General features: G+C 63.6%; 16 protein-coding genes. 9 read left to right on the forward strand and 7 right to left on the reverse strand.

Going from position 1 to position 17,929, the window contains the following annotated elements; genetic code table 11:
- The first annotated feature begins 2 nt into the window (after nucleotides 1-2).
- Complete coding sequence (locus ACSMEV_RS17520) at nucleotides 3-473, forward strand: GreA/GreB family elongation factor (RefSeq protein WP_459206268.1); 471 nt, start codon at nucleotides 3-5, stop codon at nucleotides 471-473.
- A 68-nt stretch (nucleotides 474-541) separates the two neighbouring features.
- On the forward strand, nucleotides 542-1,732 hold the full coding sequence (locus ACSMEV_RS17525) for an MFS transporter (protein ID WP_459206269.1): 1,191 nt from the start codon (nucleotides 542-544) through the stop codon (nucleotides 1,730-1,732).
- 59 nt (nucleotides 1,733-1,791) lie between these two features.
- Here ACSMEV_RS17525 and ACSMEV_RS17530 read toward each other — a convergent pair whose 3' ends face one another.
- The 3 genes from ACSMEV_RS17530 to recQ form a co-directional block, all read right to left on the reverse strand.
- Nucleotides 1,792-2,073 carry an Rdx family protein gene (locus ACSMEV_RS17530; RefSeq protein ID WP_459206270.1) on the reverse strand — a complete coding sequence of 94 codons (282 nt, stop codon included), beginning with the start codon at nucleotides 2,071-2,073 and terminating at the stop codon, nucleotides 1,792-1,794.
- Nucleotides 2,074-2,137: 64 nt separating this feature from the next.
- Nucleotides 2,138-2,575, reverse strand: coding sequence for a MarR family transcriptional regulator (locus ACSMEV_RS17535; protein ID WP_296268808.1), 438 nt, complete (start codon nucleotides 2,573-2,575; stop codon nucleotides 2,138-2,140).
- Nucleotides 2,576-2,670: 95 nt separating this feature from the next.
- The gene (gene recQ / locus ACSMEV_RS17540) at nucleotides 2,671-4,806 is read right to left on the reverse strand and encodes a DNA helicase RecQ (RefSeq protein WP_459206271.1); all 2,136 of its coding nucleotides are present in this window, start codon (nucleotides 4,804-4,806) and stop codon (nucleotides 2,671-2,673) included.
- Nucleotides 4,807-5,055: 249 nt separating this feature from the next.
- Here recQ and ACSMEV_RS17545 point away from each other — a divergent pair, with 249 nt between their 5' ends.
- The 3 genes from ACSMEV_RS17545 (at nucleotide 5,056) to ACSMEV_RS17555 (ending at nucleotide 7,164) form a co-directional block, all read left to right on the forward strand.
- Nucleotides 5,056-5,643, forward strand: a complete 588-nt coding sequence (locus tag ACSMEV_RS17545) for a UPF0149 family protein (RefSeq protein WP_313739439.1) — start codon at nucleotides 5,056-5,058, stop codon at nucleotides 5,641-5,643.
- A gap of 7 nt (nucleotides 5,644-5,650) precedes the next feature.
- Nucleotides 5,651-6,019, forward strand: coding sequence for a YbaN family protein (locus ACSMEV_RS17550; RefSeq protein WP_459206272.1), 369 nt, complete (start codon nucleotides 5,651-5,653; stop codon nucleotides 6,017-6,019).
- Nucleotides 6,020-6,162: 143 nt separating this feature from the next.
- The gene (locus ACSMEV_RS17555) at nucleotides 6,163-7,164 is read left to right on the forward strand and encodes an NADP-dependent oxidoreductase (RefSeq protein ID WP_459206273.1); all 1,002 of its coding nucleotides are present in this window, start codon (nucleotides 6,163-6,165) and stop codon (nucleotides 7,162-7,164) included.
- 87 nt (nucleotides 7,165-7,251) lie between these two features.
- Here the strand turns inward: ACSMEV_RS17555 and pyrF are convergent, their stop codons facing one another.
- On the reverse strand, nucleotides 7,252-7,953 hold the full coding sequence (gene pyrF / locus ACSMEV_RS17560) for an orotidine-5'-phosphate decarboxylase (protein WP_459206274.1): 702 nt from the start codon (nucleotides 7,951-7,953) through the stop codon (nucleotides 7,252-7,254).
- A 180-nt stretch (nucleotides 7,954-8,133) separates the two neighbouring features.
- On the opposite strand from pyrF, the gene ACSMEV_RS17565 reads away from it, so the two are divergent.
- The gene (locus ACSMEV_RS17565; RefSeq protein ID WP_459206275.1) at nucleotides 8,134-8,301 is read left to right on the forward strand and encodes a DUF2897 family protein; all 168 of its coding nucleotides are present in this window, start codon (nucleotides 8,134-8,136) and stop codon (nucleotides 8,299-8,301) included.
- A gap of 86 nt (nucleotides 8,302-8,387) precedes the next feature.
- On the opposite strand, the gene ACSMEV_RS17570 is transcribed toward ACSMEV_RS17565, so the two are convergent.
- The gene (locus tag ACSMEV_RS17570; RefSeq protein WP_459206276.1) at nucleotides 8,388-8,690 is read right to left on the reverse strand and encodes a ComEA family DNA-binding protein; all 303 of its coding nucleotides are present in this window, start codon (nucleotides 8,688-8,690) and stop codon (nucleotides 8,388-8,390) included.
- Between the two features lie 487 nt (nucleotides 8,691-9,177).
- Here ACSMEV_RS17570 and kdsA point away from each other — a divergent pair, with 487 nt between their 5' ends.
- Both kdsA and ACSMEV_RS17580 read left to right on the forward strand, forming a co-directional pair.
- Nucleotides 9,178-10,020, forward strand: a complete 843-nt coding sequence (gene kdsA / locus ACSMEV_RS17575) for a 3-deoxy-8-phosphooctulonate synthase (RefSeq protein WP_459206277.1) — start codon at nucleotides 9,178-9,180, stop codon at nucleotides 10,018-10,020.
- A gap of 329 nt (nucleotides 10,021-10,349) precedes the next feature.
- Nucleotides 10,350-11,117: a hypothetical protein gene (locus ACSMEV_RS17580; RefSeq protein ID WP_459206278.1), complete on the forward strand. Its 768-nt coding sequence runs from the start codon at nucleotides 10,350-10,352 to the stop codon at nucleotides 11,115-11,117.
- Between the two features lie 258 nt (nucleotides 11,118-11,375).
- On the opposite strand, the gene ydiJ is transcribed toward ACSMEV_RS17580, so the two are convergent.
- Entirely contained in the window at nucleotides 11,376-14,402 is a 3,027-nt protein-coding gene (gene ydiJ, locus ACSMEV_RS17585; protein ID WP_459206279.1) for a D-2-hydroxyglutarate dehydrogenase YdiJ, read from the reverse strand.
- 185 nt (nucleotides 14,403-14,587) lie between these two features.
- Between ydiJ and ACSMEV_RS17590 the strand changes: the two genes are divergently transcribed.
- Nucleotides 14,588-15,472, forward strand: coding sequence for a LysR substrate-binding domain-containing protein (locus tag ACSMEV_RS17590; protein ID WP_459206280.1), 885 nt, complete (start codon nucleotides 14,588-14,590; stop codon nucleotides 15,470-15,472).
- A 545-nt stretch (nucleotides 15,473-16,017) separates the two neighbouring features.
- Here ACSMEV_RS17590 and ACSMEV_RS17595 read toward each other — a convergent pair.
- Complete coding sequence (locus ACSMEV_RS17595) at nucleotides 16,018-17,424, reverse strand: amino acid permease (protein ID WP_459206281.1); 1,407 nt, start codon at nucleotides 17,422-17,424, stop codon at nucleotides 16,018-16,020.
- Between the last annotated feature and the right edge of the window lie 505 nt (nucleotides 17,425-17,929).

Below are 17,929 nucleotides of genomic sequence, written 5' to 3' on the forward strand. Positions count from 1 at the left end.
CCATGCACAAGCCCACCCTGCTCGCCCAGATCATCGCCGCGCTCGAAGCCGACGCCGAAGTGCTGCGCCTGGCCGCACAAACCGCCTACGAGACGGCCACGGCGGAAGAAAACGTCGCCGAGAACAAATACGACACCCTGGGCCTGGAAGCCTCGTACCTGGCCACCGGCCAAGCCCGGCGCACCGCAGAAATCCGCCAGGCGCTGCTGACCTACCGGCAATTGCAATTACGCGATTTCGACCCGCAAAAGGGCATACAGGTCAGCAACCTGGTGACATTGGAAATGCCGGAGGGCGGTCGTCGCCACCTGTTCCTCGGCCCAGATGCAGCCGGCCTCAAGCTGGATCAAGGGCACGTCCAGGTGACGGTGATCACGCCTCGTTCGCCGCTGGGGCAACAACTGCTGGGCAAGGGCCTCGACGACGAAGTGACGCTGGGAACACACACCCTGGTCGTGGTCGAAGTGATCTAGATGCTGTCGGATGGTGGTGTCCGCCCCACTCGACAGCCCGCCCACCCCCAACCTGCACGAGAACCTCGATGACGACGCCGACGCTCAGCCGCGCCTTGATCCTGCTGATGGCCACTGCCGTCGGCCTGGCCGTGGCCAGCAACTATTACGCCCAGCCGTTGCTGCACAGCATCGCCGAACAGTTCGGGTTGAGCATGGTGAGCGCCGGCAGCATCGTGGTGACGGCCCAGCTCAGCTACGGTGCGGGCCTGTTGCTGTTGGCCCCTCTGGGCGACCTGTTCGAACAACGCCGGTTGATCGTCGGCATGATGCTGATCGCCACGGCGGGCCTGATCGTCAGCGCCTGCGCCCCGAGCCTGCCGTGGCTGATCGTCGGTACCGCTCTGACCGGGCTGTTTTCCGTGGTGGCGCAGGTGCTGGTGCCGATGGGCGCTGCCTTGAGCGATCCGGCGCAGCGCGGGCGTACCGTAGGCACGTTGATGGGCGGCCTGCTGCTGGGCATCCTGCTGGCCCGCACGGCAGCCGGCTTGAGCGCTGAGTTGGGCGGCTGGCGCAGCATCTACGTGCTCGCCGCGGTGCTGATGGCAATCACCGCGCTGGCGCTGTACCGTGGCCTGCCGCGCCATCATCAGCCTGCGGGACTCAGCTACCCCGCACTGATCGGCTCGGTGTTCCGCTTGTTCGTCGAAGAGCCGGTGCTGCGAGTGCGCTCGCTGCTGGGGATGCTGGCGTTCTGCACCTTTGCGCTGTTCTGGACGCCACTGGCCTTCCTCCTTGCCCGCGAGCCCTATCACTTCTCCGACGCGGTCATCGGCCTTTTCGGCCTGGCCGGCGCGGCCGGTGCGCTGGCGGCGAATTGGGCGGGCCGTCTGGCCGATCGCGGTCAAAGCGCGCGCGGCATGGCCGTCGGCTTAGTGACCCTGTTGCTGTCGTGGATTCCCCTGGGCTTGGCCGAAACCTCGCTGATCGCCCTGATCCTGGGCGTGCTGGCGTTGGACCTGGCGGTGCAACTGGTGCACGTGTGCAACCAGAATGCGGTGATCGCCTTGCGCCCGGAGGCCCGTACCCGCCTGAATGCCGGTTACATCACCTGCTATTTCCTCGGCGGCGCGCTGGGCTCGCTGCTGGGCACGCAGTTGTTCCAATGGCGTGGCTGGGACGCGATCGTCGTAGCCGGCCTGGTGGTCGGCGTGTTGGCTCTGCTGGTGTGGTGGTGGGGCGAGCGCCGCGGCGCGCACCGGGCGGTTGGAGAGAATTGACGGCGCGCGCGCAGGACCTGCGTGAAGCGCAAGGGGGCGCCGAAAGGCCTGGCCCAGCGTCAGCGGTCGTTATGGCCTAGATCGCGCTCGGGATCGATCACGTCGCGCAGCCGTTGCTTGAGCACCTTGGCCTCCGGAAAGCCGCCGTCTGCCTTGCGCTCCCACAACTGCGCGCCGTCGCAGGTGATGACGAAAACGCCACCCGTGCCCGGACACAGCGTCACGCCGCCCAGCTCGTCAGCAAACGTGCTGAGCAGCTCTTGCGCCAACCACGCCGCGCGCAGCAGCCACTGGCACTGGGTGCAATAGGTGATGACGATGTCCGGTTTATTCGACGACATGGGCAAGGCCTCGCAGGTAAGACGACGGCGGCCCGTTCAGGCCGCCAACGACGGATGACGCCATTCAGGAGCGCTCGAGATTGTCCAGAATCTTGGCATGCACACGCATGCACAGCTCCAGTTCGGCCTCGTCGACACCGCTGAAAAGCTCGACGCGCAACGCGTTGGCGATGGTCTCGATCTGCTCGATCAAAGGCTTGGCAGGTGGGCACAGCGCGATCTTCTTGGCTCGCCGGTCCTCGACCACAGCCTGCCGACGCACCAGGCCCTGGGCCTCCAAGCTGTCGAGCAAACGCGCCAGGGTCGGGCCCTCGACGCCTACGCTCTGGGCCAGTTCGCGCTGGGTGGGGGCCTCGTCGAAGCGCGCCAGGTGCAACAGTACCAGCCAACGCGCCTGCGACAGGTTCAACCCCGCCAAGCGCCGATCCAGCTCCGCACGCCAGCCCCGCGACATCTGTGCCAGCTGCATGCCGAAGCGGTGTTGGTTATCGTTCAGAGGCATAAAAGAGGTAATTCCATAGAACATTTCGTTAGGGGTGCATCATGCCTCGCCAACAGGCGCGATGCCAATGCGTCAAAGTCGACCATGGCCTGGCGCTACAGCTCGAACTCGGCCGCCAGGGCCGCACGTACGCAATACAACACGCCTTCGGCCACCCGCCCTTCGAACTGCGCCGCTATCGCCGCCACCGGAGGCAGCTCGCCTTCGCCGTCGAGGAAGGCATCCTGAATGTCCGACATGAGCTCCTCGGGCAAGTCGAGCGCCTGGTCGAGACTCAGCGCTTGGCTGCTCAGGGCCTCGGCCAGCAGGCTGTAGACGTTCCTCTCGCTGCACTGTAATTGGCCGGCGATCTGCGCAGGCGTCATGCCGGCGCGGGCCAGGCTGACCAACTCATGACGCAAGTCGGCTACCACTGGCGCCGCCGAGGGCGCTTCGCCCGCGTTGAGTACTTCGAGGAAAGCCTGGCCATAGCGCTCGAGCTTACGCGCGCCGACGCCACTGACCTGGCCCATCTCATGGAGGCTGGTGGGCTGGCTGCGCAGCATCTCCAGCAACGTGGAGTCGGGGAAGATGACATAGGGCGGCACGCTGTGCTCCTCGGCCAGCTTGCGGCGCAAGGTGCGCAAGGCTTCCCACAACTCGCGCTCCTCGCCCCGCACCAACTGGCTGGCAGGGCTGCCACCCGAAGTCTTGGCGACCGTCTGCGGTTTCAGGTCGCGGCGCAGTTCGAGGTTCACCTCGCCTTTGAGCAGCGGTCGGCACGTGTCGGACAGACGCAAACCGCCGTAGCCTTCCAAGTCGATGTCGACCAGCCCGCGCGCCACCAACTGGCGGAACAGGGAACGCCACTGGGCTTCGTCGCGCCCTTTGCCCACGCCGAAGACCGACAGCCGCTCATGGCCGAAATTACGTACCTTTTCAGTGTCCTTGCCCAACAACACGTCGATCAAGTGCCCCACGCCGTAGCGCTGACCGGTGCGATACACCGCCGACAGCGCCTGGCGCGCCGCCTCGGTGGCGTCCCAGGTCTGCACGTTGTCGACGCAGTTGTCGCAATGCCCGCAAGGCTGCTCCAGGGTTTCGTCGAAGTAGGCCAGCAGCGCCTGGCGACGGCAGCGGGTTTCCTCGCACAAGGCCAGCATGGCGTCGAGCTTGTGCTGCTCGACACGCTTGTGGCGCTCGTCGCCTTCGGAGTTCTGCAACATCTGCTTGAGCATGACCATGTCTTGCAGCCCGTAGGCCATCCAGGCGTCGGCCGGCAGACCGTCACGGCCGGCACGGCCGGTTTCCTGGTAGTAGGCCTCGAGGGACTTGGGCAGGTCGAGGTGGGCGACGAAGCGCACGTTGGGCTTGTCGATGCCCATGCCGAAGGCGATGGTGGCGACCATGATCAGCCCTTCCTCGTTGAGAAAGCGCTTCTGGTTGGCCGCACGGGTCTCGGCGGGCAGGCCGGCATGGTAGGCCAGCGCAGGGAAACCCTGGTCGCATAGATAGGCGGCGGTTTCATCGACCTTCTTGCGCGACAGGCAATAGACGATGCCGGCGTTGCCACGGCGCTCGTTGAGGAACGCCATGAGCTGCTTGCGCGGCGATTCCTTGGGCACGATGCGGTAGAAAATGTTCGGCCGGTCGAAGCTCGACAGGAAACGCTCGGCGCCATACAGGTGCAGGCGCTGGACGATCTCCTCGCGGGTACGCATGTCGGCGGTGGCGGTCAGGGCGATGCGCGGCACGTGTGGGAACAGCTCGGCGAGCTGGCCCAGTTGCAGGTACTCGGGGCGGAAGTCGTGCCCCCATTGCGACACACAGTGCGCTTCGTCGATGGCGAACAGCGACACGTCGAGGCCTCGCAGGAAATCCAGCATGCGTTGCTGCACCAGACGCTCCGGCGCCAGGTACAGCATCTTCAGCTCGCCGCGGCGCAGCTGGCCGGCCAGGTCGCGCTGCTGGTCGGTGCTCAGGGTGGAGTTGAGCGCCGCCGCTGCCACGCCCAGCTCGTTGAGGGTGGCGACCTGGTCGTCCATCAGCGCGATCAGCGGCGACACCACGACCGTCAGGCCGGGGCGCAGCAGCCCCGGCACCTGGAAGCACAGCGACTTGCCGCCGCCCGTGGGCATCAGCACCAGCGCATCGCCGCCATTGGCCACGCAGTCGATGATCGCCGCCTGGGGACCGCGGAAGCTGTCGTAGCCGAAGATGTCCTTGAGGACGCGCTGAGCCTGTTCGAGCATTTGCCACTCCATAAATCGTCGTACCGTTCGGCCGATAGGCTGGACGATAATCCCGCCTCGCACACCCGCGAATGCGTAAGCGGCTTTTGCCTGGCAGCCTGAAACGCTGCCCCTGGCATGAAAAACGGCAGATTATACCTCAGCCGACCTGACGCCAGGGGCGCCGGTGACGGACGTCTTCCTTTACCTCGCAGGTGTTGCAAGGTGCTAGAATCGCCCAACGTTTATTTCTTTCAGGTAATTTCTCCAATGTCCCTCGCCGAGCAACTCACCCGCCTGCAGGCCTTTCTCGATGCCGATGAGCTGCACGAGGAAGCCCTGGACTACGTCGCCGCCCACGGCTTCCTGACCGCGCTGTCGATCAGCACCGAAGACGTGCCTGAGCGCGAATGGATCGATGCCCTGTTCGCCGAGCCGCCGCAGTACGCCAGCGAAGCCCAGCATGTCGAAGTGGAAACCACGCTCGTCGCGCTCAAGAACCACATCGCCCGCGTGCTCGCCAGCGAAGAGGATTTCGAGCTGCCTTGCGACCTCGACCTGGGCGACGACCCGGATGATTCGGAGCTGCGTGGCTGGTGCATCGGCTTCATGGAGGGCGTGTTCCTGCGCGAGGAGGCCTGGTTCGAGAACGCTGAAGAGGAAGTCAGCGAAATGCTGCTGCCGATCATGGTCGGTTCGGGCCTGTTCGACGAACAACCCGAGTTCGCCGACATCGCCAGCAACGCCAACCTGCAGGACGACATGATCGTACAGATCCCGGAGGCGCTCACCGCGCTGTTCCTGCTGTTGCACGCGCCTGACGAAAAGCCGGCGCTGCTCAAACCTCGTCACCACTGATCGCACCATGCGTTACCTGTTGCTGGCCATCGGCTGGCTTAGCGTCGCGCTTGGCGTGGTGGGCATCTTCCTCCCGGTACTGCCCACCACGCCTTTCCTGTTGCTGGCCGCTGCATGCTTCGCACGCAGCTCGCCACGCTTTCACCACTGGTTGGTTCACCACCGCCACCTCGGCCCCTGGATCCGCGATTACCTCGGCGGCCAGGGTATTCCGCTGCGCGGCAAGGTCTGGGCCATCGGCCTGATGTGGACCAGCATTCTGTTCTCCTGCTACCTCGTGCCGCTGTTCTGGGCACGTGCCTTCATGCTCACCAGCGCGGTGGGCGTCAGCCTCTACATCCTCAAGCAGAAGACCCTGCGCACACCCGACCGGTAAGCGCTATCAGTCGGAGCGATCGCTGGGTATTTGCAAGTCCGGAACAAGCTTGCTCGACACTCGATCGCACGCTATCAAAGGAAATCTGTCCATCACAGACACTGGCCTGCGCCAGCCCCTTCTTCAGCGAACGAGGACCTTCCATGACCCAAAACAACCGCCGCTTCCTGCTGAGCAAGCGTCCCTCCGGCGCCGTACAGCGTGACGACTTCACGTTCGAGCAGGCACCTGTCGAAGCACCTGCCGACGGCCAGATCCAGGTCAAGAACCTCTACCTCTCGCTCGACCCGGCAATGCGCGGCTGGATGAACGAAGGCAAGTCGTACATCCCGCCCGTAGGCCTGGGCGAGGTGATGCGTGCTTTGGGCGTCGGTGAAGTGGTCGCCTCGAACCATCCCGACTACAAACCCGGCGACCATGTCGGCGGCACGCTCGGCGTACAGGACTACTTCACCGGCAAACCCGATGGGCTGCAGAAGATCGACCCGAACTTGGCCCCCCTGCCCCGCTACCTGTCCGCCCTGGGCATGACCGGCATGACCGCCTACTTCGCCTTGCTGGAAGTCGGCCAACCCAAGGCCGGTGACACTGTGGTCGTTTCCGGCGCCGCCGGCGCGGTAGGCAGCATTGCCGGCCAGATCGCCAAAACCAAAGGTTGCCGCGTCGTCGGTATCGCAGGGGGTGCGCAGAAGTGCCAGTACCTCAAGGACGAACTGGGCTTCGACGGCACCATCGACTACAAGAGCGAGGATGTGCTCGAAGGTCTCAAGCGCGAGTGCCCGAAAGGTGTGGACGTGTACTTCGACAACGTCGGTGGCGACATCCTCGACGCGGTGCTGTCGCGCATCAACTTCAAGGCCCGCATCGTCATCTGCGGCGCCATCAGCCAGTACAACAACAAAGAGGCGGTCAAAGGCCCATCCAACTATTTGGCGCTGCTGGTCAACCGTGCGCGCATGGAAGGCTTCATCGTGTTCGACCACATGAAGGACTACGGCAAGGCTGCCAAGGAAATGGCCGGCTGGCTGGACAGCGGTGAGGTGAAGAGCAAGGAGGACGTGGTCGAGGGCCTGGAGACCTTCCCCGAGACCCTGCTGAAGCTGTTCAGCGGCGAGAACTTCGGCAAGTTGGTGCTGAAGGTCTGAGGCGCCTGCGCGATCGGTAACGCTCGGCAAAAGGGCCGAACCCTATGCAGGGGTTCGGCCCTTTTCGTTCATGGCGAGCGGCAAGGTTCAGCCGTGAATCTCGGCCACCACTTGCGCCAGTGCCTGGGCCGGATCGGCCGCCTGGCTGATCGGTCGACCGATCACCAGATAGTCCGACCCTGCTTGCAACGCCTGGCGCGGGGTGAGGATACGGCGCTGATCGTCCTGGGCACTGCCGGCCGGACGAATCCCCGGTGTGACCAATTGCAGCGACGGGTGCGCCGCCTTCAGCGCCGTCGCCTCCAGGGCCGAACACACCAGGCCGTCCATACCGGCCTTTTCCGCCAACGCCGCCAAACGCAGCACCTGCGCCTGCGGCTCGACGTCCAGGCCGATGCCGGCGAGGTCTTCCTGCTCCATGCTGGTCAGCACCGTCACACCGATCAGCAAGGGCTGCGGACCGCTACGTGCAGCCAGCACCTCACGGCACGCCGACATCATGCGCAGGCCACCCGAGCAATGCACGTTGACCATCCACACGCCCATTTCCGCAGCCGCTTTCACTGCCATGGCCGTGGTGTTGGGAATGTCGTGGAATTTCAGGTCCAGGAACACTTCGAAGCCCTTGGCACAAAGCGTCTCGACGATGCCCGACGCACTGCTGGTGAACAGTTCCTTGCCTACCTTTACACGGCACAACGCCGGATCGAGCTGGTCGGCCAGTTTCAAGGCGGCTTCACGGGTAGGGAAATCCAGGGCGACGATCAGGGGCGTCTGGCAGGCGGACATGGTCAGGTCTCTTGGCAAGTCGAAAACGGCGCGCATTGTAAACGAAGTGGCCGCCGCCGGGGGCGCCGTGAATCAGCCAGCGACGCGATCCTTCTCCGGCCCGCGTCAGGGAACCATTGTTGCGCGCACCTGCTCCACATGGCATATGAGCGACATCCACCCTGTTGCAGGAGAATGACAATGCCTTGGTATGCCTGGTTGATCCTGATCATCGCCATCGGTTCGATCGTCGGCGGCCTGATGATGCTGCGCGACACAGCCAAGAAGGTGCCTTTGAGCGAGGAGCAGCTGAAGAAAGTGCATGAGCGCAACGCAGCGGCCGATGCACAGGATGCACGTGATCGCTAAGCTTTGCTGTCTTTGTTTCGAACCAGACAGGGCCGCGTCGAGCGGCCCTGTTCTTTATCCAGCGAGTCGACGCGCTGCGCCCATCTCTACTTCACCATCAGCTTGTCGCGATTGCGTTCCAGCAGCGCACTGCCGATACCGTTGATTTCCAAAAGCTCATCCACGGAAGTGAACGGCCCATGGGTGTCTCGGTACTTTACGATGGCTTCGGCCTTGGCTTTGCCGATGCCGGCCAGTTCCTTTTGCAGCGTGGCGGCGTCGGCCATGTTCAGGTCGAGCATGCCGGGCTTCATGGTGGAGTGACCGACCATGTCGCCCTGCATGACTTTGTCGCCCTGCATGGCCATTTCACCTTGCATGGCCTTCTCGCCCGTCTTGGACATCGACATGGATTCCGTTTCCATGGCGGCGGCCCCAGCGGAAAATACCAGACCGGCGACAAGGGGCAATACAGCGGAAAACATGGACTTACGCATAAGTAGACACTCCATTGTGATTGAACATGAGCAGCACGATCGGGCTGCGCGACTAACCCTAACGGGGCATGCGGACGAGCGGAACTGCCTGTTCGCGAGGAATGGTTACCAGATCGGACGTCCTAATCGAGCGGTCGAACCGGCGCACCGACTTGGGTAAATCCACCGATTGAAAACCTGTCCAGCCTGTCGGACGGCACGCCCAAACAGTCAGCCGAGGCGGATGCGTTTCTGACAGTGATGGACACCGCATTTGCCCCCTCACCTGCGAGCGACACTTCCTGAACGCTGACCCATGGGCGAAAATGCCTGTAACATCCCTTCCACATTCGCCTCCAATCTGTGGCGCGCCATGCCCATTGCGCGACACCCGTCCAGACACCTCTTCATCGAGTACACAATGATCAAGATCACCCAGCACATCGACTGCTCGAACACCGCGCCTTTCGTCCTGTTCGGCGGCATCAACGTGCTCGAGTCGGAAGCACTGGCACTCAAAGCCTGCGCCGAATACGTGCGCGTGACCGAAAAGCTCGGCATCCCCTATGTGTTCAAAGCCAGCTTCGACAAGGCCAACCGTTCTTCCATCCACTCCTATCGCGGCCCTGGCCTGGAAGAAGGCCTGCGCATTTTCGAGAAGGTCAAAGCCGAATTCGGCGTGCCGATCATCACCGACGTGCATGAGATCCATCAGGCCGCCCCGGTCGCCGAAGTGGTCGACGTGTTGCAGCTGCCCGCCTTCCTGGCGCGCCAGACCGACCTGGTGGTCGCCTTGGCCAAGACGGGCAAGCCGGTCAACATCAAGAAACCGCAGTTTCTCAGCCCGTCGCAAATGCAGAACATCGTGCACAAGTTCAAGGAAGCGGGTAACGACCAACTGATTCTGTGCGACCGCGGCACCTGCATGGGCTACGACAACCTGGTGGTCGACATGCTCGGCTTCGGCGTGATGAAGCGCACCTGCGACGACTTGCCGATCATCTTCGACGTCACCCACGCCCTGCAGAACCGGGATCCGTCGGGTGCAGCGTCCGGGGGGCGCCGCGAACAAGTGGTCGATCTGGCCCGTGCAGGCATGGCGGTCGGACTGGCCGGGTTGTTCCTCGAAGCGCACCCTAATCCCGATCAAGCGAAATGCGACGGGCCTAGCGCGCTGCCGCTGGACAAGCTGGAGCCGTTCCTGGCGCAGATCAAAGCGCTGGACGACCTGGTCAAGTCGCTGCCTGCTTTGTCCATCGCCTGACGACCTGGCCGAGCATGCCCTATTGCCGTACCGGGCATTCGCCCATGGGTCGCAATCGTAGCCGCAGGCGCTCGGCTACCGTCTAGCCCAGCTCATCGCCGCTAGCCACGATGGCGGGCACATGCAGGTAAACCTGCAGGCGGGTGCCCGCCTCCGTGCGTACGATCGTCTTGCGTTGAATGTGCGTGCCCACCTTTCCCACGGGCTCGCCTTTTGCCGGAGCGAACTGACATTATTGCCAGTAGTTGCCCTACGAGACCCTCGCTACGCTGCTGGGAAACGCGAAGACTCGTGTCCTCCATCAGGCGACTTGCGAAAGGCACACAGACATGGAGCGCCCACCCACCGACCATTTCTTGATCTTCGGCGACCCGGATGCCCCGCAGTGCAAAGAGCTGATCGCGGAAGAAACGGTGAAGCTGGAAACTGTGCGTGGGCATGACAAACTGCGACAGTTATGGCAATTGGTGCAGGAGTTTGCAGTCTTAAACGCGCTGGATGGGAACATGTCAGTTCTGTATCGAATGGTCACTCATGTACAGAATCTGGGCAAAGATGAAGAGGCCCTCGAGCGGTATGTGCAAACCGAGCTGAGCGACCCCAAGTACACAAGGTTGCGTGAATTCGTCTGGCAAGTTCACGCGATTCATACATACGAAGCCGGTGGTTCAGTGAATACCCGTGGGCCGCAATGGACATCCCGTTTGACCGTACGGCGTACAGCGGATGGCTATCTGGCGATCGATCAACCGGACGAGCAAACCGCTTGGCGTGGCAACGCCCAGCGCGCCAGTGATGACCGCGCCAAGCTTGCCGCTCTATGGGTCAAAGTCGTAGAGGGTTGCTCGCAAGGCTATGATTGGGGCGGCCACCTACAGATCATCGGCGCTGCAGCGCAAGACAGATACCTGGACTCCAGCGATGGATGGATAAAAGCGGTCGCCACTCCAGGCGATCGGATCATGTTTTACGCCATGGGCAGCCACTACGAGATCTGGCAGAAAAGCCGTGAGACAGGCAGGCCATTGACGATACACAACTATCGACTACGTTTCGTGGAGGATGCCCTGCCTGGGAGATGGAATATCCGGACCTGACGCAACCCACTCGACGGCCTGCAACGATCTGTTGCAAGCCGCCTGCGTGGACAGCTGCAACACTTGGTCCGACTGACATCGGGCGACACCCAGGTGGATGCTCGAGCGAGCCTCCTCAAATGCTTCCAGGCATTCAACGCTTCGACTCACCGGGCAACTGCGAAACGGTTCTCTTCCCGGCGCTGTGCCAAGGCGCAACCGATTGCACCCGTGCCCGGGCACAACCACCGTAACGGTGATGCACCGTCCTGGCACGTTTCAGTGGCGCCGCTCTGCATACTGCAGCACGACTTCCAACGGGTGCCTCAGCTTCGTATCGGTCAATCGCTTCACCTGACTGCGACACGAATATCCCGTCGCCAACGCCTCCCCTTCCTTGTCCAGCTTCTGCGCCCACGACTGCTCGAAGATGACACGCGAGGTCTGCTGGTTGCGCGCTTCGTGCCCGTAGGTGCCCGACATCCCGCAGCATCCAGTCGCCTCGGTCGCCAGGCGCAGGCCCAAGCGCGCGAACACCTGCTGCCATTGCCCAGTGCTGGCCGGCACGTTGGTCTTTTCCGTGCAGTGGGCCAGCAAGCGGAAAGGCGCGGCCTGCACCGCCGCCTGTTCGGGCAGCGCCTGCACCAGCCACTCCTGCGGCAACAGCACCGTGGGACAGCCTTCCAAGCCGGCTACTTTGGTGTACTCCTGGCGATAGACCAGGGTCATGGCCGGGTCCAGACCCACCAATGGCACGTCGCAATCGGCCAGGGCCTTGAGCTGGCGGGCGTTACGCACGGCAGCCTTGGCGAAGGCACCGAGGAATCCCTGGACGTGCAGCGGCTTGCCGTTGGCGCTGTAGGGGGCGAGAAACACGCGGTAGCCAATGCGTGTCGCCAGCTCGATGAAAGCCGCCAGTACCGGCGTTTCGAAGTAACGGGTGAAGGCATCCTGCACCAGCACGATGCTGCGCGCGCGCTGCGCCGGGGTCAGCTCGCGCAGCGCCGGCACGCTGGCCATGCCCACGCCGCAGCGGCTCAGGGTGGCCTGGAAGTTGAAGCGGCTGAGCAAGGGGCTGTCGACCATACCCACGCCGCCTTCCAGCAGCCGGCCGATCCAGCGCGAGCCCATCACCGCGTTGTACAGCCCCGGCGCATGGGCCAGGTACGGCACGCTGAATTCCAGCGAGCCGATCAGATAGTCGCGCAGCGGGCGCTGGTAGCGCTGGTGGTACAGCTCCAGGAAGCGCGAGCGGAAGTCCGGCACGTTGACCTTGATCGGGCACTGTCCGGCGCACGACTTGCACGCCAGGCAGCCAGCCATGGCGTCGTACACCTGGTGGGAAAAATCCTCCTGCCCCTGGCGCTGCGCCCAACGGTTGCGCAACCGGCCCGGCAGGCCCTTGAACCAGGCCTGCGTACCTTGGCCGGCCGCGAGCACGTCAACGTTGGCCGCACCTTGCAGACGCAGCCATTCGCGAATCAGCGAGGCGCGGCCTTTGGGCGAATGGCGGCGCTCGCGGGTGGCCTTCCAGGACGGGCACATGGCGTCGTTGGGGTCGTAGTTGTAGCAGGCACCGTTGCCGTTGCAGTGCACGGCGCTGGCGAAGTTCTGCCATACGCGTTCGTCGATGGCGCGGTCCAGATCGCCGCGCAGGGTCACGCCGTCGACCTTGGTGAGCGCCTCGGCGCTGCCCAGCGGGGTGCAGATCTTGCCGGGGTTCAGCTGGTTGTGCGGGTCGAACGCGCCTTTGAGCCGTTGCAGCGCCGGGTACAGCTCGCCGAAGTACTCGGGCACGTATTCCGAACGCAGGCCCTTGCCGTGCTCGCCCCAAAGCAGGCCGCCATAGCGCCGGGTCAACGCCGCGACCTCGTCGGAGATCGGCTTGACCAGCGCGGCCTGGGCCGGATCTTTCATGTCCAGCGCCGGGCGCACGTGCAACACGCCGGCATCGACATGGCCGAACATGCCGTAGGCCAGGCCATGGCCGTCGAGCAGCGCGCGGAACTCGGCGATGTAGTCGGCCAACCGCTCGGGCGGCACGGCGGTGTCTTCGACGAACGGCTGCGGCCGCACTTCGCCTTCGACGTTGCCCAGCAGGCCGACCGAACGCTTGCGCATCACGTAAACCTTGGTCACGGCCTCGGCACCCACGGCCAGGGTGTGCCCAAGGCGCTCGACGCTGGGGTCGGCTTGCAGGTGGGCGACGAAGGCTGCCACCCGTGCGTTGACTTCATCCGGGTCGTCGCCGCAGAACTCCACCAGGTTGATGCCCAAGGTCGGACGCGCCGGGTCCTCGGGGAAGTACTCGGCCACGCTGTGCCAGACGATGTCCTTCATCGCCAGCAGCAGCACCTTGGAATCCACCGTCTCGATCGACAACGGCTTGAGCGCCATCAATGCGTTAGCGTCGCGCAGCGCGTCCATGAAGCTGGCGTAGCGCACGTTGACCAGCACGGCGAACTTGGGAATCGGCAGGACATTGAGCTTGGCCTCGACCACATAGCCCAGCGAGCCCTCGGCCCCGCACAGCACGCTGTTGAGGTTGAAGCGGCCTTGCTCGTCGCGCAGGTGGGCCAGGTCGTAGCCGGTCAGGCAGCGGTTGAGCTTGGGAAAGGTGCGCTCGATCAGCTCGGCCTGGGTCTGCTGGATGTCGCGCGCCACGCGGTATACCTCGCCCGCCCGCCCGGATGCGGCGCAGGCCTGTTCGAGCGCGGCCTCTTCGAGAGGCTGGGTGCGCAGACGCTCGCCGCCGAGCAGCACGGTGTCGAGCGCCAGGACGTGGTCGCGGGTCTTGCCGTAGGTGCAGCTGCCTTGGCCACTGGCGTCGGTGTTGATCATGCCGCCGATGGTGGCGCGGTTGGAGGTCGACAGCTCGGGTGCGAAGAACAATCCGTGGGGTTTTAGCGCGGCGTTGAGCTGGTCCTTGACCACCCCGGCCTGGACCCGCACCCAGCGCTCTTCGACGCTTATTTCGAGAATCTGGTTCATATGCCGGGACAGATCGACCACGATGCCGTTGGTCAGCGACTGGCCGTTGGTGCCGGTACCGCCGCCACGGGGCGTCAGGCGGACCTGCTGGAAGCGATCCTCGGCCATGAGCTTGGCCACGCGCGCGACATCGTCGGCGTCGAGCGGGAACACGGCCGCTTGGGGCAGGCGTTGGTAGATCGAGTTGTCGGTGGCGAGCACCGTGCGGGTGCCGTAGTCGGCACTGATCTGGCCACGGAACCCGCTGCCGCGCAGGGCCTCGAGGAAGGTGGTGTAATGCGCGGCGGGCGCTTGGGCAGGCAATTGGGCGATCATCGGGGATGGCCTTCTGAATAATGGCGGTTCACGGTGGTCAGCCACGGGCAAGGTCGACGCCGAGTGGCAAATCATTGTCATTCGCGCATGAGTGGGCGAAGGGGCAATGACGGATAGGCCAATGTTCCTGTAGTTTGCCGCAGGGGGCAAACGGATATTCCTGCCGCTATCCATGAGTTCTATGAATGAATTACCGCCACCTCACGCCATCGATGTCGCTATTGCTCGCCTTCGAAGCCGCCGCGCGCCACGAAAGCTACACCCGTGCTGCCGTCGAACTGTCGCTGACGCAGAGCGCCATCAGCCGTCAGGTGCAGGCGCTGGAGCAGCAATTGGGGCTGACGCTGTTTCGCCGCGAGGGGCGGCAAGTGCAGTTGACCGATGTCGGGCGCCTGTATCAGCGCGAATTGAGCGAGGCCCTGGGACGCATCCGCAGCGCCACTTTGCAGGCCATGGCGCATCAGTCAGGCGTAGGCACCTTGCGTCTGGCCACCTTGCCGACCTTCGGTTCGAAATGGTTGCTGCCGCGTCTGCACACTTTCTACGCCGCGCACCCCGGCATGCTGGTGCACATCCATTCGCGCATCGAAGCCATCGATTTCGACACCAGTGAGATCGACGCTGCCATCGGTGTGGCCAACCATGACGTGCCTGGGTTGATCTGCCATCGCCTGCAGGCCGAACGACTGGTGGTGGTGCTGCCGCCGGACGCGCTTGCCGACGGTCCGGCCTGGACGCCGGAACGTATTGGCCAGCAGTTGCTGCTCAATGTCGCCAACAACCCCCATGCCTGGGGCGAGTGGTTTTCCCACCAGGGCCTGGCGCACCGCACCATGCGCCTGGGGCCGAGCTTCGAGCTGACCTCGCACCTGATCCAGGCAGTGCGCGCTGGCATCGGCATCGGCTTGGTGCCGCAGGTGCTGGTGCAGGACGAATTGGACAAGGGAGAACTGTGCAGCGCCGCTGCGCCCTTCGCCAGCCAGCGCAGCTATTACCTGATCTATCCGCCGCGCAACGAAAACCTGCCCTCGCTGCGCGCTTTTCGCAGCTGGTTGCTGGCGCAGTTGTAGGAGCGGTCTTCAGCCGCGATGGGCCGCAGCGCGGCCCCAGTCCAGGCGCTGCGCAAAGCCTGAAGGGACGGTCACCTCGAGAACGATGCTGGAGCCATTGGGGCGGCTTTGCCGCCCATCGCGGCTGAAGACCGCTCCCACAGAGATGCGCGTATTGACTGGCAATGCGCCGAACTCCAGGAGCAGCCGGTCGGCGTTCCGATCCAGCCGCAGTGACTCTATGCGCGTTTCGCGGTGGGTTGCTGGCGCAGTTGTAGGGTCGGTTGCTGACATACCTGTAGGAGCGGTCTTCAGCCGCGATGGGCCGCAGCGCGGCCCCAATCCAGGCGCTGCGCAACGTCTGAAAGGACGGTCACCTCGAGAGCAGTGCTGGAGCCATTGGGGCGGCTTTGCCGCCCATCGCGGCTGAAGACCGCTCCCACAGAGATGCGCGTATTGACTGGCAATGCGCCGAACTCCAGGAGCGGCCGGTCGGTATTCCGAACTAGCCGCGGCGACCCTTTGGCGAAAAGCACTGAGCGAAGGCTTGGCCGGACACAGAAGCGCTAGAGGACGTGCTCGGCAGCGGCCGGCGCCTTGCGCGCCTTGAGGCGATAGCAGGCCAGCATCACCAGCAACCACACGGGAATGGCGAACACCGACACGCGGATGCCCGGAATCAGCAGCATGATGCCCAGGATCAGCACCACGAACGCCAGGCACAGGTAGTTGCCATAGGGGTACCACAGTGCCTTGAACAGCGGCTGACGCCCTACGCGGTTCAAGTGCTGGCGGAATTTGAGGTGCGAGTAGCTGATCATCGCCCAGTTGATCACCAAGGTGGCCACCACCAGCGACATCAGCAGCTCCAGCGCCTGCTGCGGCATGAAGTAATTGAGCAGCACGGCGATCAGCGTAACGGCCGCCGACGCCAGAATCGCCGCCACTGGCACGCCACGGCGGTCGATCTTGGCCAGCCCCGCTGGCGCGTCGCCCTGCTCGGCCATGCCATAGAGCATCCGCGCGTTGCAGTAGGTGCCGCTGTTGTAGACCGACAGTGCGGCGGTGAGCACCACGAAGTTGAGCAGGTGCGCGGCCACGTCGCTACCCAGCAGCGAGAACACTTGCACGAACGGGCTGCTGCCGTAGCTGCCGCCAGAGGCATCGATGCTGGCCACCAACGCGTCCCATGGGGTCAGCGACAGCAGCACGACCAGTGCACCGATGTAGAAGATCAGGATGCGGTAGATGACCTGGTTGATCGCCTTGGGGATCACCGTGCGTGGCTGGTCGGCTTCGGCCGCGGTGAAACCGAGCATTTCCAGGCCGCCGAAGGAGAACATGATGATCGCCAGCGCCATCACCAGGCCGCCGACTCCATTGGGGAAGAACCCACCGTGGCTCCACAGGTTGGTCACCGAGGCTTCGGGCCCGCCGCTACCGCTGGTCAACAGCCAGGCACCGAGGGCGATCATGCCGACGATGGCCGCCACCTTGATGATGGCGAACCAGAACTCGGCCTCGCCGAACACCTTCACGTTCATTAGGTTGATGGCGTTGATCAGTACGAAGAAACCGGCCGCCGAGACCCAGGTGGGGATCTCCGGCCACCAGTAGTGCACATACTTGCCCACTGCCGACAGTTCCGACATGCCCACCAGGATGTACAGCACCCAGCAGTTCCAACCCGACAGAAAGCCGGCGAAACCGCCCCAGTAGGTGTGGGCGAAATGGCTGAAGGAACCGGCTACCGGCTCCTCGACGATCATCTCGCCGAGCTGGCGCATGATCAGGAAAGCGATGAAACCGCATATGGCATAGCCAAGGATCATCGACGGCCCGGCTGACTTCATCACCCCGGCCGAGCCAAGGAACAGCCCCGTACCGATGGCACCACCCAAGGCGATCAACTGGATATGACGGTTTTTCAGGCCACGTTTGAGTTCGCCTGACTGCGAATTGTGTCCACTCATGAACGAAGTCACCTGCTTGTTTTTATCTGTGACGGAATCGGACCCACCGCGCTTGTGGCGCAGCGGAATGGGCAAGGTGGTTACCTTGGCTTACTGGACGCAGCACCGCCTGGGCGGTCGGCCGGACATCAGCAAAAGTGCGCGAAGCGCGAAGGGGTCACAGGTAAAAGCGGCGCCCTGTATACCCTTGCGAGCGCGCAGGCGTCAACGCGTCGCGTCGGTTCCCGAAAGAAAAACGCGGCGATCCTGGAGGGATGGCCTGGAAAGGCAAGGTGATGGGCGTACATAGCGCCTCCAATTGTTGTTTTATCTGCACGCAATTACCGAAAAATCGTACGCGGCAATGGCGTCAGTTCAACGTTTGCAGGAGGAAGGGGCAAGGGTCTGGAAAGGAGGGAAAGGCGGGAGCAGGCTGCATCTATGGCAGGATTTCTTTACAACTCAAAAAGAACGGCTTTAAAGGTTCAGAAAGCCGGTTAGATTGTAAGGATTTTTTTACAAGGCG

Source organism: Pseudomonas sp. MLB6B (assembly GCF_054508135.1).